At 70.2% G+C, this 26468-nt stretch carries 22 protein-coding genes and 2 tRNA genes; 19 read left to right on the top strand and 5 right to left on the bottom strand.

What is annotated here, in order from left to right; all coding sequences use genetic code 11:
* Nucleotides 1–248 precede the first annotated feature (248 nt).
* The 5 genes from dnaA (at nucleotide 249) to ACFYPG_RS11435 (ending at nucleotide 6656) form a co-directional block, all read left to right on the top strand.
* Entirely contained in the window at nucleotides 249–2078 is a 1830-nt protein-coding gene (dnaA, locus tag ACFYPG_RS11455; RefSeq protein ID WP_387351863.1) for a chromosomal replication initiator protein DnaA, read from the top strand.
* Between the two features lie 777 nt (nucleotides 2079–2855).
* A complete protein-coding gene (dnaN, locus tag ACFYPG_RS11450; protein WP_210782097.1) occupies nucleotides 2856–3989 on the top strand; it encodes a DNA polymerase III subunit beta in 1134 nt (377 codons plus the stop codon).
* Nucleotides 3990–4029: 40 nt separating this feature from the next.
* Complete coding sequence (gnd, locus tag ACFYPG_RS11445; protein WP_091396544.1) at nucleotides 4030–4902, top strand: phosphogluconate dehydrogenase (NAD(+)-dependent, decarboxylating); 873 nt, start codon at nucleotides 4030–4032, stop codon at nucleotides 4900–4902.
* Between the two features lie 16 nt (nucleotides 4903–4918).
* Complete coding sequence (gene recF, locus ACFYPG_RS11440; protein ID WP_355004555.1) at nucleotides 4919–6052, top strand: DNA replication/repair protein RecF; 1134 nt, start codon at nucleotides 4919–4921, stop codon at nucleotides 6050–6052.
* Nucleotides 6042–6656 carry a DUF721 domain-containing protein gene (locus ACFYPG_RS11435; RefSeq protein ID WP_387351642.1) on the top strand — a complete coding sequence of 205 codons (615 nt, stop codon included), beginning with the start codon at nucleotides 6042–6044 and terminating at the stop codon, nucleotides 6654–6656. The genes recF and ACFYPG_RS11435 overlap by 11 nt, the downstream gene beginning before the upstream one ends.
* A gap of 10 nt (nucleotides 6657–6666) precedes the next feature.
* Here the strand turns inward: ACFYPG_RS11435 and ACFYPG_RS11430 are convergent, their stop codons facing one another.
* Nucleotides 6667–6894, bottom strand: coding sequence for a hypothetical protein (locus ACFYPG_RS11430; protein WP_355004557.1), 228 nt, complete (start codon nucleotides 6892–6894; stop codon nucleotides 6667–6669).
* Nucleotides 6895–7019: 125 nt separating this feature from the next.
* On the opposite strand from ACFYPG_RS11430, the gene ACFYPG_RS11425 reads away from it, so the two are divergent.
* On the top strand, nucleotides 7020–7508 hold the full coding sequence (locus ACFYPG_RS11425; protein ID WP_355004558.1) for a MarR family transcriptional regulator: 489 nt from the start codon (nucleotides 7020–7022) through the stop codon (nucleotides 7506–7508).
* Here the strand turns inward: ACFYPG_RS11425 and ACFYPG_RS11420 are convergent.
* Entirely contained in the window at nucleotides 7493–8047 is a 555-nt protein-coding gene (locus ACFYPG_RS11420) for a hypothetical protein (protein WP_355004559.1), read from the bottom strand. The two genes, ACFYPG_RS11425 and ACFYPG_RS11420, sit on opposite strands and share 16 nt — an antisense overlap.
* Nucleotides 8048–8569: 522 nt before the next feature.
* Between ACFYPG_RS11420 and gyrB the strand changes: the two genes are divergently transcribed.
* The 7 genes from gyrB (at nucleotide 8570) to ACFYPG_RS11385 (ending at nucleotide 15532) form a co-directional block, all read left to right on the top strand.
* Nucleotides 8570–10516, top strand: coding sequence for a DNA topoisomerase (ATP-hydrolyzing) subunit B (gene gyrB / locus ACFYPG_RS11415; protein WP_355004560.1), 1947 nt, complete (start codon nucleotides 8570–8572; stop codon nucleotides 10514–10516).
* Between the two features lie 130 nt (nucleotides 10517–10646).
* Nucleotides 10647–13169, top strand: a complete 2523-nt coding sequence (gyrA, locus tag ACFYPG_RS11410; protein WP_355004561.1) for a DNA gyrase subunit A — start codon at nucleotides 10647–10649, stop codon at nucleotides 13167–13169.
* Between the two features lie 4 nt (nucleotides 13170–13173).
* A complete protein-coding gene (locus tag ACFYPG_RS11405; RefSeq protein ID WP_387351638.1) occupies nucleotides 13174–14088 on the top strand; it encodes a DUF3566 domain-containing protein in 915 nt (304 codons plus the stop codon).
* Between the two features lie 151 nt (nucleotides 14089–14239).
* Nucleotides 14240–14313 (top strand) — tRNA-Ile (locus tag ACFYPG_RS11400).
* Between the two features lie 42 nt (nucleotides 14314–14355).
* Nucleotides 14356–14484, top strand: a complete 129-nt coding sequence (locus ACFYPG_RS11395; protein ID WP_209444550.1) for a DLW-39 family protein — start codon at nucleotides 14356–14358, stop codon at nucleotides 14482–14484.
* A gap of 34 nt (nucleotides 14485–14518) precedes the next feature.
* Nucleotides 14519–14594, top strand: a tRNA-Ala gene (locus ACFYPG_RS11390).
* Between the two features lie 317 nt (nucleotides 14595–14911).
* Entirely contained in the window at nucleotides 14912–15532 is a 621-nt protein-coding gene (locus ACFYPG_RS11385) for a hypothetical protein (RefSeq protein WP_355004564.1), read from the top strand.
* A 102-nt stretch (nucleotides 15533–15634) separates the two neighbouring features.
* Here ACFYPG_RS11385 and ACFYPG_RS11380 read toward each other — a convergent pair whose 3' ends face one another.
* On the bottom strand, nucleotides 15635–15760 hold the full coding sequence (locus ACFYPG_RS11380) for a hypothetical protein (protein WP_387351636.1): 126 nt from the start codon (nucleotides 15758–15760) through the stop codon (nucleotides 15635–15637).
* An 88-nt stretch (nucleotides 15761–15848) separates the two neighbouring features.
* Between ACFYPG_RS11380 and ACFYPG_RS11375 the strand changes: the two genes are divergently transcribed.
* Complete coding sequence (locus ACFYPG_RS11375) at nucleotides 15849–16781, top strand: GNAT family N-acetyltransferase (RefSeq protein WP_387351634.1); 933 nt, start codon at nucleotides 15849–15851, stop codon at nucleotides 16779–16781.
* A gap of 337 nt (nucleotides 16782–17118) precedes the next feature.
* Here ACFYPG_RS11375 and ACFYPG_RS11370 read toward each other — a convergent pair whose 3' ends face one another.
* Together ACFYPG_RS11370 and ACFYPG_RS11365 are read right to left on the bottom strand one after the other, a co-directional pair.
* Nucleotides 17119–17901, bottom strand: coding sequence for a hypothetical protein (locus tag ACFYPG_RS11370; RefSeq protein WP_387351632.1), 783 nt, complete (start codon nucleotides 17899–17901; stop codon nucleotides 17119–17121).
* Between the two features lie 277 nt (nucleotides 17902–18178).
* Nucleotides 18179–22624 carry an HAD-IC family P-type ATPase gene (locus ACFYPG_RS11365; RefSeq protein WP_387351862.1) on the bottom strand — a complete coding sequence of 1482 codons (4446 nt, stop codon included), beginning with the start codon at nucleotides 22622–22624 and terminating at the stop codon, nucleotides 18179–18181.
* Between the two features lie 218 nt (nucleotides 22625–22842).
* On the opposite strand from ACFYPG_RS11365, the gene ACFYPG_RS11360 reads away from it, so the two are divergent.
* The 5 genes from ACFYPG_RS11360 (at nucleotide 22843) to ACFYPG_RS11340 (ending at nucleotide 26405) form a co-directional block, all read left to right on the top strand.
* Nucleotides 22843–23103 (top strand): hypothetical protein, encoded by a 261-nt coding sequence (locus ACFYPG_RS11360; protein WP_355004567.1) that lies wholly within the window; start codon nucleotides 22843–22845, stop codon nucleotides 23101–23103.
* Between the two features lie 59 nt (nucleotides 23104–23162).
* Entirely contained in the window at nucleotides 23163–24551 is a 1389-nt protein-coding gene (locus ACFYPG_RS11355) for an MFS transporter (RefSeq protein ID WP_387351630.1), read from the top strand.
* Between the two features lie 51 nt (nucleotides 24552–24602).
* Nucleotides 24603–25256 (top strand): GAP family protein, encoded by a 654-nt coding sequence (locus tag ACFYPG_RS11350; protein ID WP_387351628.1) that lies wholly within the window; start codon nucleotides 24603–24605, stop codon nucleotides 25254–25256.
* A gap of 310 nt (nucleotides 25257–25566) precedes the next feature.
* Nucleotides 25567–25761, top strand: coding sequence for a hypothetical protein (locus ACFYPG_RS11345; RefSeq protein WP_355004570.1), 195 nt, complete (start codon nucleotides 25567–25569; stop codon nucleotides 25759–25761).
* A gap of 95 nt (nucleotides 25762–25856) precedes the next feature.
* Complete coding sequence (locus tag ACFYPG_RS11340) at nucleotides 25857–26405, top strand: YbaK/EbsC family protein (RefSeq protein WP_357194822.1); 549 nt, start codon at nucleotides 25857–25859, stop codon at nucleotides 26403–26405.
* Nucleotides 26406–26468: the final 63 nt, after the last annotated feature.

Here is a 26468-nt window from a genome sequence, read left to right as displayed (position 1 = left end):
AAGACCGGACATGGCAGTGAATCGTTCGGCACGGTGAACCCGCTTCAGCGCCCGATCAGGCAGGGGCAGGTCCCACCCGCGTCCGGCGGCGGCCACAATCGGTCGGTACACAGGCTGTGGATAACTTGTGGATGACCACCGGTCGACCGTCCGGGTGGGTGTTGTTCCACCCGCGAACGCGGCGGGCCCGGGACGGCCGGCTGGCAGACAGCGGCGGCCGGGAGCAGAAGCGAGGGGGTGGCACGACGGTGGCCGGTACGACCGACCTTGCCGCGGTGTGGTTAGCGGCGACCGACGAGCTCGCCGACGAGATCATCTCCGCCCAGCAGCGTGCCTATCTCCGACTGACCCGGCTGCGAGCGATAGTCGAGGACACCGCACTGCTCTCCGTCCCGGACGCGTTCACCCGCGACGTGATCGAGTCACGGCTGCGCCCGGCGATCACCGAGGCGCTCACCCGCCGGCTCGGCCGACCGATCCAGGTCGCGGTCACCGTCCGGGTGGCCGAGGACGCCACCGGCCGACCGGCCGGCACCGTCTACCGCAGCGCCCCGGAGACCGGGCAGCTCGACATCGACGGCCCGGGTGTCGCGCCGTACGACGACGACCAGGGCGCTCGACAGTCGGCCGACGCGATGATCCCTGAGCAGTCGCCAGCGCCGCGTCACCCCGATCCGGGTCCGCTGCCCGCGCCGGCGGGTCCGCCGCTCGCGCCCCCGGTGGAGGGGCATCGCGCGGGGTTGATTCCCGCCAGCAGGGACGGGCAGGAGGCGCTGTTCAGCGCCTCCTTCGCGGAGCCCCTGCGGCCCTCCCGGTCGGGTCCGGACCGGCGCGGTTACGACGAGCAGGCCGCCCGCCTGGACCCGTCCGGCCCCGACACCCGGCCCTACGATCCCCGCTACCGGGACGACTCGGCGTCACCGCGCGACCAGCACGTGATCCGTTCGCTCCCCCGGGACAGCGGGACGGACAGCGGCCCGGGTCGCAGCGCGGTGGACCACCGGCCCGGTGGGCGGGACGACCGCCGGTTGCCCGGGGCCGACACCGGCGGCAACCGGCTCAACCCGAAGTACATGTTTGAGACGTTCGTCATCGGCTCGTCCAACCGCTTCGCCCACGCCGCGAGCGTGGCGGTGGCGGAGTCGCCGGCCAAGGCGTACAACCCGCTGTTCATCTACGGGCACTCCGGGTTGGGCAAGACGCACCTGTTGCACGCCATCGGGCACTACGCCACGACGCTCGGCAACGCCCGCTCGGTCCGGTACGTGTCGACCGAGGAATTCACCAACGACTTCATCAACTCGCTCCGGGACGACAAGACCAGCGCGTTCCAACGGCGCTACCGCGACGTCGACATCCTGTTGATCGACGACATCCAGTTCCTGGAGAACCGCGAGCGCACCCAGGAGGAGTTCTTCCACACCTTCAACACCCTGCACAACGCCAACAAGCAGATCGTGATCACCTCTGACCGGTCGCCGCGCCAGCTCGCGACCCTCGAGGACCGGATGCGAACCCGGTTCGAGTGGGGGCTGCTGGCCGACATCCAGCCACCGGATCTGGAGACCCGGATCGCGATCCTGCAGAAGAAGGCGGCGCAGGAGCGGATGTACGCCCCGCCGGACGTCTTGGAGTTCATCGCCTCCAGGGTGTCGAACTCGATCCGGGAGCTGGAGGGCGCGCTGATCCGGGTGACAGCGTTCGCCAGCCTGACCCGGTCGACCGTCGAGCTGTCGCTGGCCGAGGAGGTGCTTCGGGACTTCATGCCCGACGGCGCCGGTCCGGAGATCAACGCTGACCAGATCATGGCCTCGACCGCTGACTACTTCGGGGTGAGCCTGGAGGATCTGCGCGGTCAGTCGAGGTCCCGGGTGCTGGTCAACGCCCGCCAGGTGGCCATGTACCTGTGTCGGGAGTTGACCGAGCTGTCGCTGCCCCGGATCGGGCAGGCGTTCGGTGGCCGGGACCACACCACTGTGATGCACGCCGACCGGAAGATTCGTCAGCAGATGGCGGAGCGCCGTTCGCTCTACAACCAGATCGCCGAGCTGACCAACCGCATCAAACAGAACAGCTGAGGCGTACGACCGCCCGCACGGCGGCGCACAGCCGCAGGACACGCCCGACCGAAGATCCGGTCGGGCGTTCTTTTTGGGTCAGTCAGCTGGACTCTCAACATGGTGCAGACCACAGCATTGAGGCCGTGACCGCCTCGATCCCCACTCGTTGTCCACAGCTCGTTGTCCACCGTCGGTGGATAACTACGGACCGTCCTTCGCCAGTTACCCACAGGCTGTGGAGAAACCCTGTGTACGAGGCTGTGGACGCCTGGGGACGACGGTCAGGTTATCCACCGATCATCATCAACCTGTGTACGAGCTGTTGAAGGTTCTGGGGATGACGGCAATGGTGATCTTCCCCGCGGTCCACAGGCTTGGGGAGAAAGTCGGTGGATTACCGGTGGACAACCGGTGGACAACGGTGGACAACCGGCGGTCGTCGGCGAGCTGTGGACACACAAGCCGGTTGTACCCCGGGTTCTCCACAGCTAAATCACCGGTGGATAACGTGTCTGACCTGCGCAGACTTCAGTTTTCCACAGTTTGCACAGGTGCGATGAAGACGATGAGTTATCTCTTCTAAGAGAACAAAAACCAATCATCACCGTTGGGCTTTCTGTGGATCGGGCCGAACGCTGTCGGATCAGCCGGTCAGCATCGACACGATCCATGGGGTCGGGCGCACAGCCGATGTCCCCGCGCCCTAAGGTGCGATGGGTACCCGCACGGTCGGGCGGGACGGTAGGCAGCGGTCGGCATGAGAGAGTTGTCGCTGACGTCGACGCGGAGGCATTGATGAAGTTCCGAGTGGAGCGCGACGCGCTCGCCGAGGCTGTGGCGTGGACCGCGAAGAGCCTGCCCAACCGGCCATCCGTACCGGTGCTCGCCGGGGTGATGCTCCGCGTCACCGACGGCAACCTGCGGGTCTCCGGGTTCGACTACGAGGTCTCCAGCCAGGTGACCGTCGAGGTGCAGGGCGACGCCGACGGTGCCGCGCTCGTCTCCGGCCGCCTGCTCGCCGAGATCACCAAGGCGTTGCCGGCCAAGCCGGTCGACATCGCCGCGGTCGGCGCGCATCTCGAGTTGGTCTGTGGCAGCGCCCGGTTCACGTTGCCCACCATGCCGGTGGAGGACTACCCCGCGCTGCCCGAGATGCCGCAGAGCGCCGGCACTGTCGACGCCGCGGCGTTCGCCACCGCAGTCGCCCAGGTGGCCATCGCCGCCGGTCGTGACGAGACGCTGCCGATGATGACCGGCGTCCGCGTGGAGTTGTCGGGCGACACCCTGTCGATGCTCGCCACCGACCGTTACCGGTTGGCGCTGCGCGAGATCCAGTGGCGGCCGGACGACCCCGAGGTGAGCATCAACGCCCTGGTGCCCGCCCGCACCCTGAACGACACCGCCAAGGCCCTCGGCCCGCTGGGCGGCGAGGTCACCCTCGCCCTCGCCCAGGGCGCTGCGGGCGAGGGCATGGTCGGCCTCGCCGGCGGCACCCGACGTACCACCAGCCGGCTGCTCGACGGCGCCAACTACCCGCCGGTGCGGTCACTCTTCCCGGCCACCCACAACGCCGCGGCGCGGGTGCCGGTCAGCACGCTGATCGAGGTGGTCAAGCGGGTCGCGCTGGTCGCCGAACGGACCACCCCGGTGCTGCTCAGCTTCAGCGCCGACGGCCTGGTGGTCGAGGCCGGCGGTTCCGAGGAGGCACGGGCCAGCGAGGCGATGGAGGCGACCTTCACCGGTGAACCGCTGACCATCGGCTTCAACCCGCAGTACCTCATCGACGGTCTGGCAAACCTGGGCGCTCAGACGGCCGTGCTCTCGTTCGTCGACGCCTTCAAACCCGCGGTGATCTCACCCGCTGGCGAGGATGGCGAGGTCATTCCGGGGTACCGGTACCTCATCATGCCGATCCGCGTCTCGCGCTGATCGCGCCCAGCAACACCCAGATCCACGGAGGTAGAAACACATGCAGCTCGGCCTGGTAGGACTCGGCCGTATGGGCGGCAACATGCGGGAGCGGTTGCGTTCGGCCGGGCACGAGGTGGTCGGCTTCGACCACAACGCGCAGATCAGCGACGTCACGACCATCGCGGGCCTCGCCGAGAAGCTTGAGTCGCCGCGCGCGGTCTGGGTCATGGTGCCCGCCGGTGTCACCGACGCCACCATCGACGAGCTCGCCGAGGTGCTCGGCGAGGGCGACATCATCATCGACGGCGGCAACTCGCGCTTCAGCGACGACGCCCCCCGCGCGGAGCGACTCAACCAGCGGGGCATCGGCTACATGGACGTCGGGGTCTCCGGCGGCGTCTGGGGCCGGCAGAACGGCTACGGGCTGATGGTCGGCGGTGCCCAGGAGCACGTGGACCGCCTGATGCCGATCTTCAACGCGCTCAAGCCGGAGGGTGAGTTCGGCTTCGTGCACGCCGGCCCCGTCGGTGCCGGGCACTACTCGAAGATGGTGCACAACGGCATCGAGTACGGCCTGATGCACGCCTACGCCGAGGGCTACGAGCTGATGGCCGCCTCGGAGCTGGTGACCAACGTGCCGGGCGTCATCAAGTCCTGGCGGGAGGGCACTGTCGTCCGTTCCTGGCTGCTCGACCTGCTCGACCGGGCGCTCGACGAGGATCCGGAGCTGGCCGATCTGAGCGGCTACACGGAGGACACCGGCGAGGGCCGGTGGACTGTCGACGAGGCGGTCCGGCTGGCGGTGCCGCTGAACGTCATCACCGCTTCGCTCTTCGCCCGGTTCGCCTCGCGGCAGGACGACTCGCCCGCCATGAAGGCCGTCTCCGCGCTGCGTCAGCAGTTCGGTGGCCACGCCGTCCACAAGCGCTGAGCGGTATCCACAACCTGTGTACGTTCACCGGCTGGAACTGGTCGACTTCCGCTCGTACGAGCGGGTGGCCGTCGACCTCCAGCCGGGAGCCAACGTCCTGATCGGGGCCAACGGCGTCGGCAAGACCAACCTCGTCGAGGCGCTGGGCTATGTGGCGACCCTGGACTCGCACCGGGTCGCCACCGACGCGCCTCTGGTCCGGATGGGCGCCACGTCCGCGGTGATCCGCTGCGCTGTGGTGCACGACGGCCGCGAACTCCTGGTCGAGCTGGAGATCGTGCCCGGCAAGGCCAACCGGGCGCGACTGGGCCGGTCACCGGCGCGGCGGGCACGGGACGTGCTCGGTGCGCTCCGGCTGGTGCTCTTCGCCCCGGAAGATCTTGAGCTGGTCCGGGGCGATCCGGCTGAGCGCCGCCGCTACCTGGACGACCTGCTGGTCAACCGGCAGCCCCGGTTCGCGGGCGTGCGGGCCGACTACGAGCGGGTCGTCAAGCAGCGCAACGCCCTGCTGCGCACGGCGTACCTGGCCCGCAAGACCGGTGGCTCCCGCGGTGGTGATCTCGGCACCCTCGCGGTCTGGGACACCCACCTGGCCCAGCACGGGGCGGAGCTGCTCGCCGGCCGCCTGGAGCTGGTGGCCGCGCTCACCCCGCACGTGGCAAAGGCGTACGACGCGGTGGCCGCCGGTCGGGGTGCGGCGGGCATCACCTACCGGCCCTCGATCGAGCTCGCCGAGCCGACCACCGATCGGGCCGCGCTGGCCGAGGCGCTGACGGCGGCGCTGTCCGCGTCCCGCTCCGCCGAGATCGAGCGGGGCACCACCCTGGTCGGCCCACACCGCGACGAGTTGGCGCTGAGCCTCGGTCCACTGCCCGCCAAGGGGTACGCCAGCCACGGTGAGTCGTGGTCGTTCGCCCTCGCGTTGCGGCTGGCCGGGTACGACCTGTTGCGCGCCGACGGCATCGAGCCGGTGCTGGTGCTCGACGACGTCTTCGCGGAGTTGGACACCGGCCGCCGGGAGCGGTTGGCGGAGCTGGTCGGCGGGGCGAGTCAGCTGCTGGTCACCTGCGCCGTGGACGACGACGTGCCGGCCGCCCTGCGCGGCACCCGCTACCAGGTAGGCGAAGGGACGGTACGCCGTGTCGGATGAGCCAGGCAGCAAACGACCAGCGGCCGGCGACGGTCCTGCTGCGCGTACCCCGAAGGCGGCACAGGGTTCGGCGGGCGGTGAGCCGGCGGCGGCCGCCAGCGGGCCGGAGCTGGCCCGGGCGGTGCTCGACGCGGCGCTGTCCCGACGGCAGGCGGCGGCCCGCGCCCGACGTACCCCCGGTGGTGGCGGCGACGCTGCCGGCGGCTCGGGGCGGCGGTTGCGCGGCTACTCCGGCCCTGGGCCCGACCCGCGCGATCCGCAGCCGCTCGGCGCCGTGCTCAACCGGCTGGTGAAGGCGCGCGGCTGGCAGCAGCCGGCCGCCGAGGCCACCGTGTTCGGCGCCTGGGAGCGGGTCGTCGGCGCGGAGGTCGCGCAGAACAGTCGCCCGGTGAAGTTGGAGAACGGCGAGCTGACGGTGGAGGCGCGTTCGACAGCCTGGGCCACCCAGCTGCGGCTGCTCGCCGGCTCGCTGCTCAAGCAGATCGCCAGCGAGGTCGGGCACAACGTGGTGCGCAAGCTGCACATTCACGGCCCGGCCGCGCCCTCGTGGGGAAAGGGGCCGCGCCGGGTACGCGGCCGGGGCCCGCGCGACACCTACGGCTGAGCTGCGCCGGTCAGCCTCGCCGGTCGGCCTCGCGTGCTGCCCGCTTGCGTTCCCGCTGTTCCCGGGTGAAGCGCTTGCGCTCGGCCAGGTCACGTTTCCACGCCTCACGGGCCTCGGCCGAGCCGCCCTGCACCGCGCCCTGCACACCCTCGGCCGGGCCCGCGAGGTGCCGGAAGGCCCACCGCATCAGTCGGCCGCCCTCGCCCGGGGCCTTGGTGACCGCGCCGTCCTCGCTCATCTGCCGCCCTCTTCCGCGCGTCGCCTCGCCGGTGCTCGCCCATCGCACGAGCAGACCTTTGGGGCACCAATGGTTGGTACACCAATGATCGGTACGATAGTCACCGTGCGCAGGGAGGGCAACCGATGAGCGAACGACCGGGCGGCGTCGACCCGCTGGCCCTGGAGCAGCAGGTCTGCTTCGCCCTCTCGGTCGCCGCGCGCAGCGTGGTGGCCGTCTACCGGCCACTGCTGGAGCCGATGGGGCTGACCCATCCGCAGTACCTGGTGATGTTGGCGCTCTGGCAGCACGCGCCACTGTCCGGTCGTGACCTCAGTCGCCTGCTCCAGCTCGACCCGGGCACGCTGTCACCCCTGCTCAAGCGGCTGGAGGCAGCCGGCTACCTGCGCCGGGAACGCGACCCGAGCGACGAGCGCAGCCTCGCCGTCACCCTCACGGCCAGCGGTGCCGCGCTGCGGAGTCAGGCCGAGCTGATCCCGGCCGCGATAGTGCAGCGGCTCGGGCTGCCCGTCGAGGACCTGCAACATCTGCACGCCGTGCTCACGAAGGTGATCTCGGCAGCCAACCGGCCGGCCGCCTCGGAGACCGACGCGGCGGCTCAGGCGTCGGCGTAGACGGCGAACCCGCGCTCGGCGCAGCGCCGGTAGAACGCCGCCAGCACGCCCAGCTCGGCGCAGGTGAAGTTCCACTGCGGCGGGTCACCGCTCTCGTCGCGCAGCGCGTCGAGCCGGCTCTCCAGCCAGCGCAGCTGCTGCTCGGCCAACCGACCGTCGCCGAGCAGGGAGCGCAACACGGTGCTCACCGACTCGAAGGTGACCGCCTCGCCGGTCGGACGGTGCGCGGCCACGAACCGTTCGATGCCGCTCGCGATCCAGGAGCAGCCGTCCGGGTCGATCACCGGGTCCTCGTCCTCGGCGGCGGCGTCTGTGGCGTACAACACACCTTCGAGGCCGAGGAGCAGATCCACCAACTCGGTGTACGCGGTCGCCCGGATGGTGCCGGTCTTCGCGATCAGCTCGGCCAGCGCCGCGGTCGGCGCGGAGATGCGCGGCAGGTCGACGATCTCGCCGAAGTCGACGAACTCGGCCGGCGCGACCGGATCGTAGAAGCGGCCGGTCCGCGGCCAGTGCACCGCGACGTTGTCCAGCCCCATCTGTCACCTCTTAAAGAGCACGTGTCGGGTCGATCGGGTCGATCGTCCCGGTTCCAACCGGTAAAGATCAAGGCCGGTTCCGGGGCGCCGCAAACGTACGGCACCGAGGCTTCGGCCGCGACCCCCGACCCGCCCGACCGCGGGTCAACCCGTCCTGGGGCGGCGCGTGCGATGGGGGTCAGGCGTGTGGGGGGAGTCGTGGGCGGCAGGGTTCTGCCGGCTATGGACTTCTCAGCCGCCTCGCTGAGGGTGCCGAGTGGCGGTTCTGTCCCCCGCGCACAGTAGGATTGACAGCGAGACGAAGACCCGGTGCGGGAGTGCGACGGGGCCGGTGGGCCCCAGATTCATTCTCCACGTCGGGTCGAGCCGATCGCGATCCGCGGGCAACCGCGGCGACCGGCGCGTTCGACCCGCTGTCCGGAGTTCTTCGGCACAGGTCTGCGCGCCGACGTCGCGTCCTGTCCGCCGAACCCGCGCCCGACGCGCCCTACCGGCGCGGCTGACGCGAGAAAGTGGCCGAGGGTGGCAGCGCAGGACAAGCAGGAGTACGGCGCAGAGTCGATCACCGTTCTCGAGGGGCTGGAGGCAGTTCGCAAGCGGCCCGGTATGTACATCGGGTCCACCGGCGAGCGCGGTCTGCACCACCTCGTCTGGGAGGTCGTCGACAACGCTGTCGACGAGGCGATGGCCGGCTACTGCGACACCATCGACGTGGTGCTGCTCGCCGACGGCGGCGTCCGGGTCACCGACAACGGCCGTGGTTTCCCGGTCGACCTCCACCCGAAGCTCAAGAAGCCGGGTGTCGAGGTCGCGCTGACCGTGCTGCACGCGGGTGGCAAGTTCGACGGCAAGGCGTACGCGGTCTCCGGTGGTCTGCACGGCGTCGGCGTTTCCGTGGTGAACGCGCTGTCGACGAAGATGGCCGTGGTGATCCACAAGTCCGGCTTCGTCTGGCGGCAGCAGTACACCAACTCCAAGCCCGGCCAGCTGGAAAAGGGCGAGACCACCGACAGCACCGGCTCGGCCGTTTCCTTCTGGCCCGACCCGGACGTCTTCGAGACGATCGACTTCGACTTCCAGACCATCTACCGACGCCTGCAGGAGATGGCCTTCCTCAACCGGGGCATCACCATCCACCTGCTCGACGAGCGGGTGGCGGAGGACGAGGAGGGCAAGACCCGCGAGGTCACCTTCCGCTACGACGGCGGTATCGCCGACTTCGTCCGGCACCTCAACGCCTCCAAGAACCCGATGCACAAGACGGTGGTCGAGTTCGAGGCCGAAGAGGAGGGCATGTCCCTCGAGATCGCCATGCAGTGGAACGAGTCGTACGGCGAGTCGGTCTACACCTTCGCCAACAACATCAACACACACGAGGGCGGCACCCACGAGGAGGGCTTCCGGTCGGCGCTGACCAGCGTCGTCAACCGGTACGGCACCGACAAGAAGCTGCTCAAGGGCGACGAGAAGCTCTCCGGCGAGGACATCCGCGAGGGCTTGGCCGCGATCATCTCGGTCAAGTTGACCAACCCGCAGTTCGAGGGCCAGACCAAGACGAAGCTGGGCAACACCCCGGTGAAGAGCTTCGTGCAGCGGGTCTGCAACGACCGGCTTGTCGACTGGTTCGACCGCAACCCGGCCGAGGCCAAGACGATCATCCAGAAGGCTTCCCAGGCGGCCCGGGCGCGGATTGCCGCCCAGCAGGCGCGCAAGCTGGCCCGGCGCAAGTCGCTGCTGGAATCCGGCTCGATGCCGGGCAAGCTGGCCGACTGCCAGTCGACCGACCCCCGCGAGTCCGAGGTGTTCATCGTCGAGGGTGACTCGGCCGGCGGCTCGGCCAAGCAGGGTCGCGACCCGCGGACCCAGGCGATCCTGCCGATCCGCGGCAAGATCCTCAACGTGGAGAAGGCCCGGATCGACCGGGTGCTGAAGAACAACGAGGTCCAGGCGCTGATCACCGCGCTGGGCACCGGCATCCACGACGACTTCGACATGGAGAAGCTGCGGTACCACAAGGTGGTGCTGATGGCCGACGCGGACGTCGACGGCCAGCACATCCAGACGCTGCTGCTCACCCTGCTGTTCCGCTTCATGCGTCCGCTTGTCGAGATGGGCAACGTCTACCTGGCCGCCCCGCCGCTCTACAAGATCAAGTGGAACAAGAAGGGCGACGACGCCCAGTACGCGTACTCCGACCGCGAGCGGGACGGTCTGATCGCGCTGCGCCAGCAGAAGAAGCCGAATGCGAAGCCGGATGACATCCAGCGCTTCAAGGGCCTCGGCGAGATGAACTATCCCGAGCTGTGGGAAACCACGATGAACCCCGCGACGCGTACCCTGCGTCAGGTCACTCTCGACGACGCGGCGACCGCCGACGAGTTGTTCAGTGTGTTGATGGGTGAGGACGTCGAGGCGCGCCGGTCGTTCATCCAGCGCAACGCCAAGGACGTGCGGTTCCTGGATATCTGACGGGCTGCGCCGGATCGGCCGGGCATCGCTCGGCCGATCCGGCGGTCCACAGAGTTATCCACAGCTTGGCCGGTATCCACAGCCGTTATCCACAGCACGAAAACGACTCTGAGTCTGATAAGGGTACACAGTGACTGATTCGCCCGAGTCCACACCGAACGAGCCAGAGGTCCCCGCCGAGGCCATCGCCGCGGTGGTCGCGCACGACCGGATCGAACCGGTCGGGCTCGAGGTGGAGATGCAGCGCTCCTACCTCGACTACGCGATGAGCGTCATCGTCGGTCGCGCGCTGCCGGACGTCCGGGACGGCCTCAAGCCGGTCCACCGCAAGATCCTCTACGCGATGTTCGACTCTGGCTACCGCCCGGACCGCGGCTACGTGAAGTGCTCCCGCGTCGTCGGTGACGTGATGGGTCAGTTCCACCCGCACGGCGACTCGGCGATCTACGACGCGCTGGTCCGGATGGCGCAGTCGTGGTCGCTGCGCTACCCGCTGGTCGACGGCAACGGCAACTTCGGCTCGCCGGGTAACGACCCGGCCGCCGCCATGCGATACACCGAGTGCAAGCTCGACCCCCTCGCCATGGAGATGCTGCGGGACATCGACGAGGACACCGTCGACCTGCAGGACAACTACGACGGCCGGGCCAAGGAGCCCACCATCCTGCCGTCGCGGATCCCCAACCTGCTGGTGAACGGCTCCGAGGGCATCGCTGTCGGTATGGCCACCAAGATCCCGCCGCACAATCTGCGGGAGATCGGCGCGGCGGTGCAGTGGTGCCTGGAGCACCCGGAGGAGGACGAGGAGACCACCCTCGAAGCCCTGCTCGGCATCGTCAAGGGCCCGGACTTCCCGACCTACGGCCTGATCGTCGGCACCACCGCGATCCAGGACGCGTACCGCACCGGTCGCGGCTCGATCCGGATGCGCGCCGTGGTGGAGGTCGAGGAGGACAAGCGGGGCCGCCCCTGCCTGGTCGTCAGCGAGTTGCCCTACCAGGTCAACCCGGACAACCTCGCCGAGCGGATCGCCGAGCTGATCAAGGAGGGCAAGCTCGCCGGGATCGCCGACATCCGCGACGAGTCCTCCGGTCGTACCGGCATGCGGATCGTCCTGGTGCTCAAGCGCGACGCGGTCGCCAAGGTCGTGCTGAACAACCTCTACAAGCACACCCAGCTCCAGGAGACCTTCGGCGCCAACATGCTGGCCCTGGTCGACGGGGTGCCGCGCACGCTCAACCTGGCCCAGTTCCTCCGCTACTACGTCGAGCACCAGATCGACGTGATCCGCCGGCGGACCGCGTACCGGCTGCGCAAGGCCGAGGAGCGGGCACACATCCTGCGGGGCCTGGGCAAGGCGCTGGACGCGCTGGACGAGGTGATCGCCCTGATCCGGCGCTCCCCGACGGTGGACGACGCCCGGCAGGGCCTGATCCGGCTGCTGGAGATCGACGAGATTCAGGCGACCGCGATCCTGGACATGCAGCTGCGCCGGCTCGCCGCCCTGGAGCGGCAGCGGATCATCGACGACCTGGCGAAGCTCGAGATCGAGATCGCCGACCTCAAGGACATCCTCGCCAAGCCCGAGCGGCAGCGGAAGATCGTCTCGGAGGAGCTGGGCGAGATCGTCTCCAAGTGGGGCGACGACCGCCGGACGCAGATCATCCCGTTCGACGGCGAGGTCTCGATGGAGGACCTCATCGCCCGCGAGGACGTGGTCGTCACGATCACCCGCACCGGGTACGCCAAGCGGACCAAGGTCGATCTGTACCGCTCACAGCGGCGCGGCGGTAAGGGCGTCAGCGGCGCCACGCTGCGGCAGGACGACATCGTCAGCCACTTCTTCGTCTGCTCGACCCACGACTGGATCCTGTTCCTCACGAACAAGGGCCGCGTCTACCGGGCCAAGGCGTACGAGTTGCCGGAGGCCAGTAGGGTAGCCAAGGGCCAACACGTGGCCAATCTGCTCGCCTTCCTACCCGACGAGCAGATCGCGCAGATCATTGAGATCCCGAACTACCAGGTAGCCCCCTATCTGGTACTGGCCACGAAGAACGGCCTGGTGAAGAAGACGCGGCTCGAGGAGTTCGACTCCAACCGTTCCGGCGGCATCATCGCGATCAACCTGCGCGATGAGGACGAGCTGGTCGGTGCTGCGCTGGTTGCGCCGGAGAACGACCTGCTGCTGGTCTCCAAGAAGGCACAGGCGATCCGGTTCAACGCCTCGGACGAGGCGTTGCGGCCGATGGGCCGGGCCACCTCCGGTGTGATCGGCATGCGCTTCACGGACGACGACGTCCTGCTCGCCATGGAGGTCGTGCGGGAAGGTCTGGACGTTCTGGTGGCCACGAACGGGGGATACGCGAAGCGGACCCCGATCGAGGAATACCCGGTGCAGGGCCGGGGAGGTAAGGGCGTGTTGACTGCAAAGATCACCGAACGGCGCGGTGGTCTGGTTGGCGCTGTGGTGATCGATCCGGACGACGAGCTGTTTGCGATCACCAGCAACGGTGGTGTCATTCGGACTCCGGTGAAGCCTGTACGGCGTACACGTGACCGGAACACAATGGGGGTCAAGCTGATGGACCTCCCGGACGGCGTGACTATCGTGGCGATTGCTCGCAATGCCGACGAGCCTGACGAACAGGACTAGTTGAATGACGGAGACACAGGCGAAGTCGGGGAACACGGGGACCTCGGCCAAACCGGTCGACGAGGAGGCCGCCAAGGGCGGCACACCAGCGACCGGCCGCGCGGCCGTGGGCCGGGCAACGGTCCCCGCCGATGCGCCTGCCCCGAAGTTCACCAGGGCTCCAGGTATGACACCCCCGCCGGAGCAACCGGGCGAGGACGGCGAGTCCGGCGACAAGACCGAGGCGTCCAGCGCCGAGGCGCCGACGTCGGCCGCCGCCAATCCTCCGGGTCCGGCGGCGGCACCCTCGGCACGTCCGGCGACCACCCAGCCGATCGGTCTCCGGGCCGGTCAGGCGGCGTCAACCGGGTCCACCGGCACCCAGCCGCGGATCACACCCGGGATGACCCAGCCACAGCCGGACGCGGCGCGGGCGACCGCCACCGCCGGCCGCCCGGCCAGCGGCGGTGGCCTGCCACCGGGGATCGGCAACGCGTCCGCCGTCGGCGCAGCCCGCGTCGGTGACGCGGTGCGTGCGGCGCGTACGTCGGTCAGTTCGGCCGCCTCCCGAGGACCGCGACGGGCCCGGCTGAACCTCAAGCGGATCGACCCGTGGTCCGTGATGAAGTTCGCATTCGCGGTGTCGGTGGTGCTCTTCATCGTCGTGGTGGTAGCCACCTCGGTGCTCTACCTGGCGCTGGACGCGATGGGTGTGTTCCAGAGCGTCAACGAGAGCCTGAGCGATCTGGTCAACGCCGGCGGTGGGCAGAGCACCAGCGGCTTCCAGATCACCGCCAAGGGCGTGATCCTCAGCTCGGCGCTGATCGGCCTGGTCAACGTGGTGCTGTTCACCGCGCTGGCCACCCTTGGCGCGTTCGTCTACAACGTCTGCGCCGACCTGGTCGGCGGGATCGAGCTGACCCTCGCCGAGCGGGACTGAGCGACCGGGACGCCGGGGCACCGCGGAAAGCGGTCGCTCCGGCGTCCCGTACTCGGGTAGGTTTTGCAGGCGGCGACGGGCCTGGCTCGCAAGCCGGACCCCCGATTTGGGGCCGGCGGAGCGGATGGGTTAATCTTGCTCGTCGCAACGCGGGGCTATAGCTCAGTCGGTTAGAGCGCAGAGCTGATAACTCTGAGGTCGATGGTTCGATTCCATCTAGCCCCACCGCATGTCGTCCGACGGTAGTCGAGCGCGAGGGGTCGCCCCATGTTCAAGAAGCTGCTGATTCTGGCTGGCGTCGTCGGTGTGGCCGCCGTCGTGTTCAACAAGATCAAGGCATCGAACGACGAGCGTGCCCTGTGGCACGAGGCGACCACCGCGCCCGACCTGCGCTGACGCTCGCGCCGCGCGCCAATCGCCGCGCAATCGCGGGGCCCTAGCTCAACTGGCAGAGCACTGCCTTTGCAAGGCAGGGGTTAGGGGTTCGAGTCCCCTGGGCTCCACCAGCACTTTCCTTGGTTGATCTCGGTCCCGAGTACAGCCATTCGTCCGGATCGTGGAGTGCCCGAGCAGCTCCATGACTGTCCGCAGCTCCTCGCCCTGGTCGAGCAGGAACGTGGCGAAGGCGTGCACCTTGATGATGCTGGCCGGCGCTAGGTTCCCGCGCAGCCCGGTGAGGAACCGCTCCACGTCCCGAGGCGTCAGATGCCGCCGCAGATCACCTCACCGGGCACCACGAGGGCTACCAGCCTACGACTGCCCGACGAGGAGATCCGCCTCCCTGCCTGGTTGCTACGCTTCGCGGCCTGACAGGGAGGGAACCGTGAGCAAGTTCCTAGACCGCTTTCGCAAGGTTGACCGAAGTGAGCCTGCTCCGGGCCTCAACCCGGAAGGCGCTGCCCTCGGTATCGCGGCGGCCCGTCGGCTGAGGGAACTCGGACACGTCAAGATTCAGCGCGGTCTGACGGAAGCGGAACTTGCTCACGTGGAACACGCCTTCGGCTTTCAGTTCGCCGACGACCACCGCGCCTTCCTGGTCGCCGGGCTACCGACCGGGCCTTCTTGGCCAGACTGGCGAAGAGGAGACCACGCGGCCCTCCGTGATCGCCTTGCGTGGCCCGCTCATGGCGTGTTGTTCGATGTCGAGCACAACGGCTACTGGCATGAGAGCTGGGGGGAGCGGCCCAGTAACCGCCGTGAGGCTGTAGCAGCTGCCGAGCCGCACCTTCAGAACGTGCCGCAGATGGTTCCGGTGTTCGGGCACCGTTTCCTGCCCTCCGGCCGCGGCTCGTACGGGCACCCGGTCCTGTCGATTCATCAGACCGACATCATCTTCTACGGCGACGACCTGGAGGACTACATCTATTCGGAGTTTGGTGGACCAGCACCGGACCGAGACCAGGAGCCGCAAGCCACCGTCCCCTTCTGGAGAGACTTCCTCTAGCTGGTCCTGTACAGCCATCTGTACAGCCAAGCCGGCTGACAGCCAGGAGTGACCAGCGACGGCGGTCGACAAGTCGAGCCGGTCAGCGGCACCGGCCGACGCTTACCTACAGTCCAGTCCGGCCGCCGCGCGGAGCTGCTCGGAGCGCCGGTTGACGTTCCGTGGCTCCATCGCGGTGCCGATGGCGCTGGCGAAGTCCAGATAGGTCGCGGCGGCGACCTGACGCACCAGCGTCCGAGGGATGGTGTGTAGCCGAGCGAGAGGAGCCTCCTGTGCCCCTGCGAATCATGGTGCTGAGCTTCGCTAGCCTCTGCACGTGATCTTCTACCGCGCTGCCGCCCTCGGAGACATCGACCGCGTGACCTCGTGGATCGTGACCGAGCCCGTTGGGTGGATCCCCGCCGACCGTTACCTGGCCGAACTGGCCGAGGACATGTACCGGCCGGAATGGACATGGATCGCCGAGCATGACGGCCAGGTCGTGGGGCGGGCATTGTGGTGGGGGCCGAAGGGCAGCCTGTATCCGGTCGCGCTTGACTGCCTCGATGTGGATCCTGCCGTGGGTGACCGCGCCGCTGTCGCCGCCGAGCTGATCAGGGCGGCGCTGGCTGGGTTCCCGGAGCCGGTTCAGTACCAGATCAAGGTCACCGGTGGCTGGCGTGACGATCCGGCTACCTCGGCTGCGGTGGAGTGGCGGCGGGCGGCGGCGCACGCGGCGGGCCTCACCCGGGAGGTGGAGCGGCTGCAGTTCGAGTGGGCACCCGCCGACGGGGTGCCCCCCGCGGCCGGCAGGCTGCGGTTCACCGAGGCCTCCGACGAGGAGTTCCTCGCGGTGTTCAGGAGAATCGCCGAGGGGAGCCTGGATGCCCAGACCCGTGCGAACCTGGCCGCCAAGGGCGTGGACGCGACCGCGCGCGAAGAGATGGACTTCTATCTCAGGGCGCCGGGGAAGCGGGAGTGGTGGCGGATCGCCTACACGCGCGAGGGCGAGGTGGCGGGCATGGCGATTCCCTCCGCTACCCCGTACAACGTGAACGTCGGCTATCTCGGGGTTGTGCCGGAGTTCCGCGGGCGCGGCTACGTGGACGAGGTGCTCGCCGAGATCACGCGCCTTCACGCGACCAACGGGGAGTCGCGCATCACCGCCACCACCGACATGGGCAACGCGCCTATGGCGGCCGCTTTCGGTCGCGCCGGATACCGCACCACGGAGATCCGGATCAACCTTTCCAACGACGTCGAGCACTAGACGAGGAAAGGTCGGTGCCGACGTTGCAGCACCAGCAGACGCCGACCGACAGCAGTCTTGACCTTTGCAAGGCAGGGGTTAGGGGTTCGAGTCCCCTGGGCTCCACCGCCGCTTCCCTGTTCAGTCCTGCTGCCGACGGCCGGATGGGCCGGCGTCGAGGTCTGGACCGAAGCCCTCAGTTCGCACTGAGTCCGCAGCAGCTTCCGGTGGGGTGTGGTGGTTGTGGAGGACGTCAACCCGGCCGCGGACGCCAGCAGCGTCGGGACCGGGATCGGAGCCGGTGGGGAGACGAGGGTCTGGCCGAGGTCGCCGCCTGTTCGCTCAATCGCGTCCGTGGTCAGGAGGTCGTCGGGGCGTGGCCCCGAGGGGCTGCTTCCCAACGCACGCCGGGCGGGATGATGCCGAACCAGGCTCCGGTGGCGGCCATCAGGGCGACGAGGTACGCCGCCCACCACCCGAGCAGCGCCCACATACCGTGGGCGAGGGCGTTGGCCAGGCCGGGCACGAGGAACACGAGAAAGAGATAGGCCAGACGGCCGTACGAGAGGCTGGCCCTCTTCGGCAGCCCCCGGGCCTTGCGGAACGGAATGAGCCCGACCCCGTAGGGACGACGGCGCAGCGTGAAACTCGCCGGCCAGAGCCGCCCGTACCCGGCCACGTCGATCACGCTGACGCCGGGCCCGTGCCGGACCGTAGCCTGACGCGACCTGGTCAGCTCCCGCAACCACGGTTCCCAGACGACACGTTGGTGCAGGACACCGCCCCCGCCCCGGCCGCTCACCGTCAGCCACACGGAGTATCCCTTGGGGCTGGTGTTGATCCCGCCGGCGGCGCTTACGGCGTGCGCCGCAGCGGTGACCCGCCCCGCGCTTCCCTGCGCCAGATGCGCGGTCACCATGGCGCGCCTCGCGGGAGCACGAGCGGCACTCCACCACTGCACCAGGCGGACGAGCCAGGACAGCATCAGAAAGGCTCCCGGAGCCAGCGCCACGCGGATGACGTTCCCTCCGTGCCCGACCCGCGGGCCGGTACTGAGCAGGTACCCCAGCGCGATGAGGGCGGCCAACGCCACGACGCTGCCGATCACGAACATCGGCGCGCGAGCACGCCGGTTCGCCAAGCTAGCTGTACTTCCGCTGCTGGCCATCGCGTCGTCCTACCTGTTCGCCCCGAGACGTAGCCACGACGCTAACAACGCCGAGCAACACCGCGTTGTACGGCGGTGGCAGGCTCCCGTGCAGTGCGGTGCAGTGCAGTGCAGTGCAGTGCGGTCGCGGACGGGCCCCTGAACCGATCGCTTCGAGCCCGTCGGGGCGATTCCATTCTGGTCAGCGTGATGACTCAGGGGCATCGTGATGACTCAGGGGCATCGCGCACTTTGCCGCGAGCGCCGCCAGTCAGCCTTCGGAGCCACCGGCGGCCCTGGGACGGGTTTCCGGGAGGCGTTCCACCAGCTTGGTGAGCGCGCCGTTGGCGAAGGTCGCGCCGAGCGCCGACCCGGCCCCGATGGTCCAGCCCACCGGCCCGAGCGGGGTGCAGCCGAAGAACTGGCTCACCCCCGGGGTCTGCACCACCACGACCAGGACTCCCAGTGACGCCACAGTGGAGGCCAGCACGGTCGGGCTGGTGCCGCCGGCCAGGATGGTCTGCCCGAGTTGGGTGCCGACCAGGGAGACCAGGGCGACGGTGCCGGCCCGCTGCCGGCGTCCGGTGTAGCGGGCCAACGTCCAGCCCGCAGTGGCGCCCAGCGTGGTGGCTGCCGCCCGCAGCCCGATCTCCCTGGTCAGGCTCTCGCCGAGCGCAGTGTCCGGACCTTCCTTGAGTAGCGCGTCGGTCCGGTCCGACGCGGGTGGCCGCACCGCGATGGCCAGTGCCGGCGCCAGGTCGGTGAGCAGGTTGACCAGCAGGAGTTGGCGTCCGGTGAGCGCGGAACGGCCGGTCGCGGCAGCGGTGAGCACACTGAACGCGATCTCGCCGAGGTTGCCGCCGACCAGGATGCTGAGCGCGTGCCGCACCGACGACCACATGGCCCGCCCTTCGATGAGGGTGGCGATGATGGTTTCCAGCCGGTCGTCGGTGACCACCAGGTCGGCTGCGGCGCGGGCTGCCGGGGTGCCCCGTTGGCCGAGGGCGATGCCGACGTCGGCCAGCCGGATCGCCGGGGCGTCGTTGGCGCCGTCGCCGGTCATCGCCACGGTCCGTCCGCACTTCTGCAACGCCTGGATGATCCGCACCTTGTGCGCAGGGGTGCAGCGGGCCACCACGTCGGTGTTGGCCAACCGTTCGGCGAGCGCGTCGTCGTCCAGCTGGTCGAGTTCAGCGGCGGTCACCACCCGCTGCTCGTCGTGTTCACTGATGGTGGCGGCGATCGCCTCGGCGGTGGCTGGGTGATCACCAGTGATCATGATGGTGTGCACGCCGGCCTGCCGGATCCGGCGTACCGCCGGGGCTGCGCTCTCCCGGACGCCGTCCGCCAGGGCCAGGAAGCCCACGAAGGTCAGCCCGCGGACGTCGGAGTCGGTCACCTTCGGGTCGTTCACCGGGCACTCCGCGACGGCGAGGATCCGGTTTCCCGCACCGGCCCGGTCGGCGAGCATCCGCTCCAGCTCCGCGCGGCCGGCGTCGTCCAGTGGCTCCTGACGACCGTCCATGCGTCGGGACGAACAGCGCGGCAGCACCGTCTCCGGAGCACCCTTGACGCTCAACAACAGGTGACCATCGGTCTGTCCGATGCTCGCGTGGTAGCCGCGGGACGGCTCGAACGGCAGCCCCCCGGCGGCCCGCCACCCGACGGCACCGGTCTGCTCCACCACCCCGGCCTCCCCGGCGCCCTGGCGGACCGCCCGGTCGGTCTGCAACGCCAGCTCCTCCGGGTTCTTCGCGGCCGGGGTGGCCCGCAGTGCCGCGGCCAGCGTCATCCGGAGCCGGTCGTCCAACCGGTCCAGCGGGGCGTACCGGTCGCCGACGCTGTCGCCGACCCCGGCCAGCAGCAACTGGCCCTCGGTGAGGGTGCCGGTCTTGTCGAAGCAGAGCACGTCCACCCGGCCCAGCGCCTCGATGGTGCGCGGGTTGCGGACCAGCGCGCCGTGCTCGGCCAGCCGCCGGGCCGCGGCCAGCTGCGCCGCGCTGACCAGGAACGGCAGCCCTTCCGGCACCGACGCCACGGCGAGGTTCGCGGCGGTCGCCGCCGTTTCGGCCAGGGGTACGCCTCGAAGCAGGCCCGCGCCGGCCACCGCCACCGCGGAACCGGCCGCCAACGGGATGGCGGCGCTGGTCAACGCGCCGAGCCGAGCTTCCACTCCACTGGCCGGCGGGTCCTGCTTGACCAGGGCGAGGCTGCGGCCGGATTCGGTGTCCGACCCGGTCGCCACCACCACGGCAGTGCCGTGCCCGGCGGCGACGGTGGTGCCCTCGTAGAGCATCGAGTGTCGGTCGGCGATGGCGGCGGCCACCACCGGTCGGTTGGACTTGGCGACCGGCAACGACTCGCCGGTCAGCGACGACTCGTCCGCCTCCAGACCCACCGACTCGAGCACGCGGCAGTCGGCTGGCACCGAGTCGCCCGGCTCAAGGGTGATGACGTCCCCGAGGACGAGGTCTTCGGCGGCGAGGACCTGCTCGGCACCGTCCCGGCGGACCCGGGCGGTCACCGCCGACCGCGACAGCAGTTCCGCCAGCGACCGCTCGGTGTTGCGCTCGTGCACCGCCCCGATCAGGGCGGACCCACCGACGACGCTGCCCACCAGCGCGGCATCGACAAGCGAACCGAATGACGCGGAGAGCACCGCCCCGGCGGCCAGCACCGGGGTGAGCGGGTTGGACAACTCGTCCACGAAGGCACGCAGCAGCCCCCCGCTCCCCGGTGCGGCATTGCCGTTCCCGCCAGCGCCCTGGTGCCGGCGCTGCGCCTCCGCGCTGGTCAGACCGTCGGGCGTGGAGCGCACGTGGTCGAGCACGGTGCCAACCGGCATGAGGTGCCAGGCGGTCGTGACCGGCGCCGGGGTGTCCGACTGGTCGTGCAACCGGCGGGCCTGCCAGACCCCGTTGGCGAAGGCCAGCCCGGCCGCGCCGTTGACCGCGACGAGCGACCGGCCGGGCAGCTCGGTCGGCGGGGCCGTGAACGCGCCCAGCGCCCCGAGACCGGTGCCGGCCATGGCCAGCCGGATGTTCTGCTGGGCCGTACGCCGAGCCACCCCGGTCGCCTCGATCACCAGGGCCACCACCCGCAGGTCGGCACCGACCAGCAGGTGCGCGCCCCACGGCGGCAGCTCCTCCGGTGCGGCGAACCCGAGACCGCAGTCGGACGCGCCGAGCGCCTTCCGGTCCGCGGAAACGAGCATCACCACCGCGCCGTCGCGCTGCAACGCGCGTACCGACTCGGCCAACTGGTCCCCGCCGGGGAGTATCGCGTCGGCGAAGCCGTACCGCTGCTCGTCGCCGCCGGCGACGACCAGCCGCAGGCCGGCATGTCGGGCGGCGGAGGGCAGGCCGTCGACGCCCGGCGCGGGTTCCGGCTCGACCCGCAACAGTGCGACGAGCCGGTCGCCGCGGGCGAGGCCGAGCAGTTGGCCGCCGGCCGAGCGCAGCCGGTCGCCGTCCGGGACGGTGCCGGGGTCGTGGTCCGGCATCTGGTCCAGCGGCCCGAGCCGCCAGCCGTCCGACGCACGGGAGGCGGCCGGGTCGTCCGGGTCGAACAACGCGAAGGCCCGCTCGGCAACCTGGTCGACGTCCGCGTCGGCCGCTGGCGCCAGATCGGCCAGAACGCCCCGGTCCGAGCCGAGCACCGCGGCGTCCAGCACGAGCGTGTCGATGCGGTCCAACTCCCGCAGCACACTGCGGTCCATCGCGATCACCCCGCGCCTGGCCAGCATCCGGCCGAGCTGGGCGCCGTACCCTTCGCGTCCGCTTCCGGGCGCCTTCGGCAGCGCCGACAGGCCCAGCGCGGCGGCCCGCTTGCGCCCGGCGAAGGGCACCGCCGCCGCGCCGGCCGCCGTACCGGCGGCGAGGGCCCGGTTGATGTACCGCTCGACCGGGCCGTGTGGCTTGGGTCGGGGACGGTCGGCTATCGGCCACCGGGCGACGGCACGCTCGGGGGCGCCGGTCAACCGCGGTTCGGCGCTCTCCCAGGCGGAGAACTGGGCCCGGTCCTCGCTCCACTCCACGAGCCGTTGGGCGCTGTCGACGACGATGCCGGTCCAGCGGCCGGCCAGGCCCTGTACGACAGCCTCGGCCAGGGGAAAGAGAATCTCCGCGCGCGGGTCGGAGCGCAACGTCCTGCCAAGGAACGCGTGCAGCTTCGGCTGAAGATCCACCGCGGCGAGCAGACCGGCCACCTCACCGGGCAACGGCGCGAACGGCAGGATCCGGGTGGCCGCCCAGAGGGTCAGACCCAGCGCGTCCGAGGCGAGCGCGCCGAGGGTGCGCGGGTTGTGTGGGCCCTCCTCGGGCGGGTGCGGGGGCGGGATCTCCGGGTCGGGCTCGTGGTCGCAGGTCCGTTCGACGCGGTCGATGGTGGCGATGAGGTCATCGAGATTCGGTTCGGGGGCCCGCACGGCCACCACCACCCGCCCGGAGGGAGCGTTCACCCGGGCCCAGGCCACCCCGGGCATCCGCTCCAGCGCGCCCTCCACCTGGCGGGCGAGCTGGTCGCCGCCCTCCTGGCAGACACCGTGCACCTCGATGTGGTGCCGGCCCGGCCGGGACCAGACCCGACGCCGCGTCAACCCGACCGTCCGGGCCAGCCGGACCGCGGCCGAGCTGACCGACCGGGACGCCTCGCCGACCAGGTGCGGCACGCCGAAGGACGGCAGGATGCGGCCGGCAGCGCGACCCGCCGCCGTCATCGAGGCGTACGGCTGGACGGGCGCCGGCCCGGCTCCCTGTTGCCGCTCGTCCTGAGCTTGGCCATGTCGTCCTCCCACCGCACTCACGTCCGGCGGCCTGGCTTCCCGACCTGCCATCCGTTATGCCCCCTGGGTGGCGGAATTTTCCGCCGTCGCTGGCGCATGGACGGGATGGGCCGTGGAACCCGACCATCATCACCGGACATGGGGAGGCCGGCATGAGCACGCTGACGCGACATCTCAACGGTGCACGGGAGAACGTCAACATGTACAACCGGCGGGTGCACCTGCCGATGCTGGGTGAGATGGCGGTGCCGCCACCGGACAAGGTCATCTACTACGCCGGGCTCGGGGCGCTCGCCGCGCTACAGGTCATCGAGTGGCCGATCGCTGTGGTGATCACCGCTGGCCACCTGCTGGCGGACCAGCATTTTTCCGGGCTGGCGCGCGGTGTCGGGGAGGTGTTGCAGGACGCCTGACGAGAGCCGGGTCACCGGACTGTTGACATGAATCCGGGTTCAGGTCGCATGCTCGGTCGATGCCGAGCACCGCCGTCACCGATGCACCCGCCGCACCAGGACTCTTCGCCCCCCGGCTGCGCGCGATGACGGTGGGCAGCGTCGCGCTGATCTCACTCCTCGCGTTCGAGGCGTTGGCGGTCGGCACGGCGATGCCGACCGTCGCGCGCAGCCTGGACGGGCTGGCGCTCTACGGGATCGCCTTCGGTGGCCCGTTCGCCAGCGGTGTGCTGGCCATGGTGGTCTCCGGCATCTGGTGCGACGCGCGGGGTCCTCGGGGGCCGATGTGGCACGGCGTCGCGTGGTTCGTGGTCGGGTTGCTGATCGCCGGGACCGCGCCCGTGATGAGCGCGCTGGTCGTCGGGCGGGTCGTGCAGGGTTTCGGCTCCGGGCTGCTCTCGGTGGCGCTCTACGTGATCGTCGGCCAGGCGTACCCGCCGGACCTGCACCGGCGGATCTTCGCGGCGTTCGCGGCGGCGTGGGTCGTACCGTCGCTGGTCGGGCCGGCGGTTGCCGGCCTGATCGTGCAGCACCTGGGCTGGCGGTGGGTCTTCCTGGCGGTGCCGGCGGTGGCGGTGCCGGCGGGCCTGCTGATTCATCCCGGGCTGCGGTCGCTGGGCCGGAGTGCGGCGACGAGCCCGCCGGCGGGCGCGGCGGCACGGATCGGTTGGGCGTGCGGGGCCGCGGTGAGTGCCGCACTGCTGCACATCGGGGGACAGCAGCGCGGCGCCACGGCCCTGGTGCTGGTCGCGTCCGCCGTGGTCGGCCTGCTGGTCTGTGCCCCGCGCCTGCTGCCGGTCGGGTTCCTTCGGGCCGCACGAGGGTTGCCCACCGTCGTGGGACTGCGTGGCCTGGCGTCGGCGGCCTTCGTCGGCAGCGAGGTGGTCATCCCGTTGATGCTCTCCCGGGAACGAGGTTTCTCGCCGACTGCGGCCGGGCTGGTCCTCACTGTCGGCGCGCTGGCCTGGTCGGCGGGCTCCTGGTTGCAGGGCCGGATCCCGGTGCCGGCGTCGCGGGCGAGCCTGCCGCGCGCCGGGTTGACCTGCATCACCGTCGGCACGGCCACCGTGGCGCTGGCCGTCCGGCCCGAGCTGCCGGTGGCCGTCGCCGTGGCCGGTTGGGCGATCGCCGGTCTGGGCATGGGGTTGCTCTATCCGCCGTTGTCGGTGCTCACCCTGGAGTTGTCCGCGCCAGGTGAACAGGGCCGCAACAGCTCGTCACTGCAACTGAGCGACTCCCTCTTCGCGGCGACAGTGCTCGCGCTGACCGGGGCCGTGTTGGCGGCAGGAAGTGCGCCGGGCCCGGCGAGCTACGCGACGACGCTCGTGGTGACGGCGGGCCTGGCGCTGCTCGGGGCGCTGCTGGCCGGCCGGGTCGTGGTGGGCGGGGGTGCGCGACAGGCCGGGTGATCGGCGGATTCCGCCGCGTCCCACCTGCTCGTGCCGGGAGGATGGCGGGCGATGAACTTCCTGACCGTGCTGCCGCTCGCCGTGGTCATGGTCGCCGGGACGCAGTTGGTGGTGGCGGTCTTCCTGGCCTCGTCGGATCGGCCCCGGGCGGCGTCGCTGGGCTTCCTCGCCGGCGCGGGGCTGGTGGTCACCGCCGGGGTGACCCTTGCCTGGTTGTTGACCAAACTGGTCGGCGGCGCGGCCGCCGACGCCAGCGCCGTCGCCGGGAAGGTCGACCGCGGCCCCGCCATCGACCTGGTGGTGCTGGTCCTGCTCGTGATCCTGGCCGTGCTGATCTGGGTACGCCGGAACCGCTCCGGACCGCCGCGCTGGCTGGGAAGCATCGAGCAGGCCGGTCCGCCGCAGGCGCTGCGGCTGGGTGCGCTGCTCTTCGTGGCGACGCCCACCGACGACCTGACCATGGCCACCGTCGGGGCGAGCGTGGCCCGACACGACCTGCCGTGGTGGCACCTGGTGCCGTTCGTGTTGGTCACCGTGCTCCTGCTCGCGCTGCCTCTGCTGGCGTTGCTGCTGTTGGGGGGCAGGGCCTCGCGGGTGCTGACCCGGATGCGGGAGTGGGCCGAGGGGCACGCCTGGATCGTCAACGAGATCGTGATCGCGTTCTTCGCGCTGCTCACCGTGTTGGACCTGATTCGATCGGGATGATTGGCCGCCCGCCGTCAGGGGTTGCCGCGATGTCTCGTCAACGCCAGGTAAGGGCCGGACGGGTGTGCAGGAGGACGAGATGAAGGTTCTGGTCACCGGGGCGTCCGGCAATCTGGGCCGTGCGGTGCTGGGCCGGTTGCGCGACGACGGATTCCCGGCCGGCTCGGTCGCGAGCTGCGGGCCGGTGGTCTGGCCACCGAGGTACTGCCCCGGGGCGTGCGTACCTGGGCCGACCTTCTGGCCGACACGTACGGGGGAACCGGCCGGAAATGAGAGCAACAACGGTTCACGTTCGTCTTACCGTGACGCCATGTTCGCTGTCGTCACCACTGTGATTCTCTACGTCTTCGGCTTCGTCTTCCTCTACGGCGTGATCCGGCTGGGTGTCCGGCACGCGTTCGAGGATCTGGAGCTGCAACGGGCCAAGGCCCAGCGCGAGGAGGAGTTGGCCGCTGGCCGCGACCGCTCCTTCATGCGCGACAACGCGTTCCTCGCCGGCAGTTGAGCGCCGGATCGATCCGACCCCGGCCGGTGGCGTCGCCGGGGGGTCGGGGAGCCGCTGGGCGGTTCAGCGTCGCGGATGCGAGGATCGCACCCGTGATGGGAACGCTGAAGACCGAACCGGCCCGCGCCCGCCTGGATCTGCTCGCCCCGCCGGTCGCGGAGGCCATCGCGCAGTGGCCGGCCGACGCGCCGGTGGACGTCAACGATGTGCTGGTCGCGCCGATCGACGCCGACCTCGCCGACACCGCGGCGTTCTGCGCGGCGTACGAGGTGGGGTTGGACGTGTCGGCCAACTGTGTCGTGGTGGCGGGCAAGCGCGAGGGAGTGGTGCGCTACGCGGCGTGCATCGTCCTGGCCACCACGCGGGCCGACGTGAACGGGGTGGCCCGCCGGGCGCTGGACGTCCGCAAGGCGAGCTTCGCCCCGATGGACGACGCTGTCGAGTTGACCGGCATGGAGTACGGCGGCATCACCCCGATCGGGCTGCCGGCGCAGTGGCCGATCCTGGTGGACTCGCGGGTCATCGCCACACCGCACGTGATCGTCGGGTCCGGCGTACGGCACAGCAAGATAGCGCTGCCGGGGCCGGCGTTGGGCGCGCTGCCGGGAGCCCAGGTGGTCGAAGGGCTGGCCAGGCCGGCCTGACCAGGCATCGGCATCGATGTTGTTGCACGTGAAACATCGTGATCATCGATGCCGGACGCCCGA

Source organism: Micromonospora sp. NPDC005553 (assembly GCF_042871765.1).
Lineage (GTDB): Bacteria > Actinomycetota > Actinomycetes > Mycobacteriales > Micromonosporaceae > Micromonospora.
This window is presented reverse-complemented; position numbering and strand designations above follow the sequence as displayed.

Coding starts and splice junctions, on each gene's coding strand:
- dnaN (WP_210782097.1), top strand. CDS start 2,856: ATGAAGTTCCGAGTGGAGCGCGACGCGCTCGCCGAGGCTGTGGCGTGG.
- gnd (WP_091396544.1), top strand. CDS start 4,030: ATGCAGCTCGGCCTGGTAGGACTCGGCCGTATGGGCGGCAACATGCGG.
- ACFYPG_RS11430 (WP_355004557.1), bottom strand. CDS start 6,894: ATGAGCGAGGACGGCGCGGTCACCAAGGCCCCGGGCGAGGGCGGCCGA.
- ACFYPG_RS11425 (WP_355004558.1), top strand. CDS start 7,020: ATGAGCGAACGACCGGGCGGCGTCGACCCGCTGGCCCTGGAGCAGCAG.
- ACFYPG_RS11420 (WP_355004559.1), bottom strand. CDS start 8,047: ATGGGGCTGGACAACGTCGCGGTGCACTGGCCGCGGACCGGCCGCTTC.
- ACFYPG_RS11405 (WP_387351638.1), top strand. CDS start 13,174: ATGACGGAGACACAGGCGAAGTCGGGGAACACGGGGACCTCGGCCAAA.
- ACFYPG_RS11395 (WP_209444550.1), top strand. CDS start 14,356: ATGTTCAAGAAGCTGCTGATTCTGGCTGGCGTCGTCGGTGTGGCCGCC.
- ACFYPG_RS11365 (WP_387351862.1), bottom strand. CDS start 22,624: ATGACGGCGGCGGGTCGCGCTGCCGGCCGCATCCTGCCGTCCTTCGGC.
- ACFYPG_RS11360 (WP_355004567.1), top strand. CDS start 22,843: ATGAGCACGCTGACGCGACATCTCAACGGTGCACGGGAGAACGTCAAC.
- ACFYPG_RS11355 (WP_387351630.1), top strand. CDS start 23,163: ATGCCGAGCACCGCCGTCACCGATGCACCCGCCGCACCAGGACTCTTC.
- ACFYPG_RS11350 (WP_387351628.1), top strand. CDS start 24,603: ATGAACTTCCTGACCGTGCTGCCGCTCGCCGTGGTCATGGTCGCCGGG.
- ACFYPG_RS11345 (WP_355004570.1), top strand. CDS start 25,567: ATGTTCGCTGTCGTCACCACTGTGATTCTCTACGTCTTCGGCTTCGTC.
- ACFYPG_RS11340 (WP_357194822.1), top strand. CDS start 25,857: ATGGGAACGCTGAAGACCGAACCGGCCCGCGCCCGCCTGGATCTGCTC.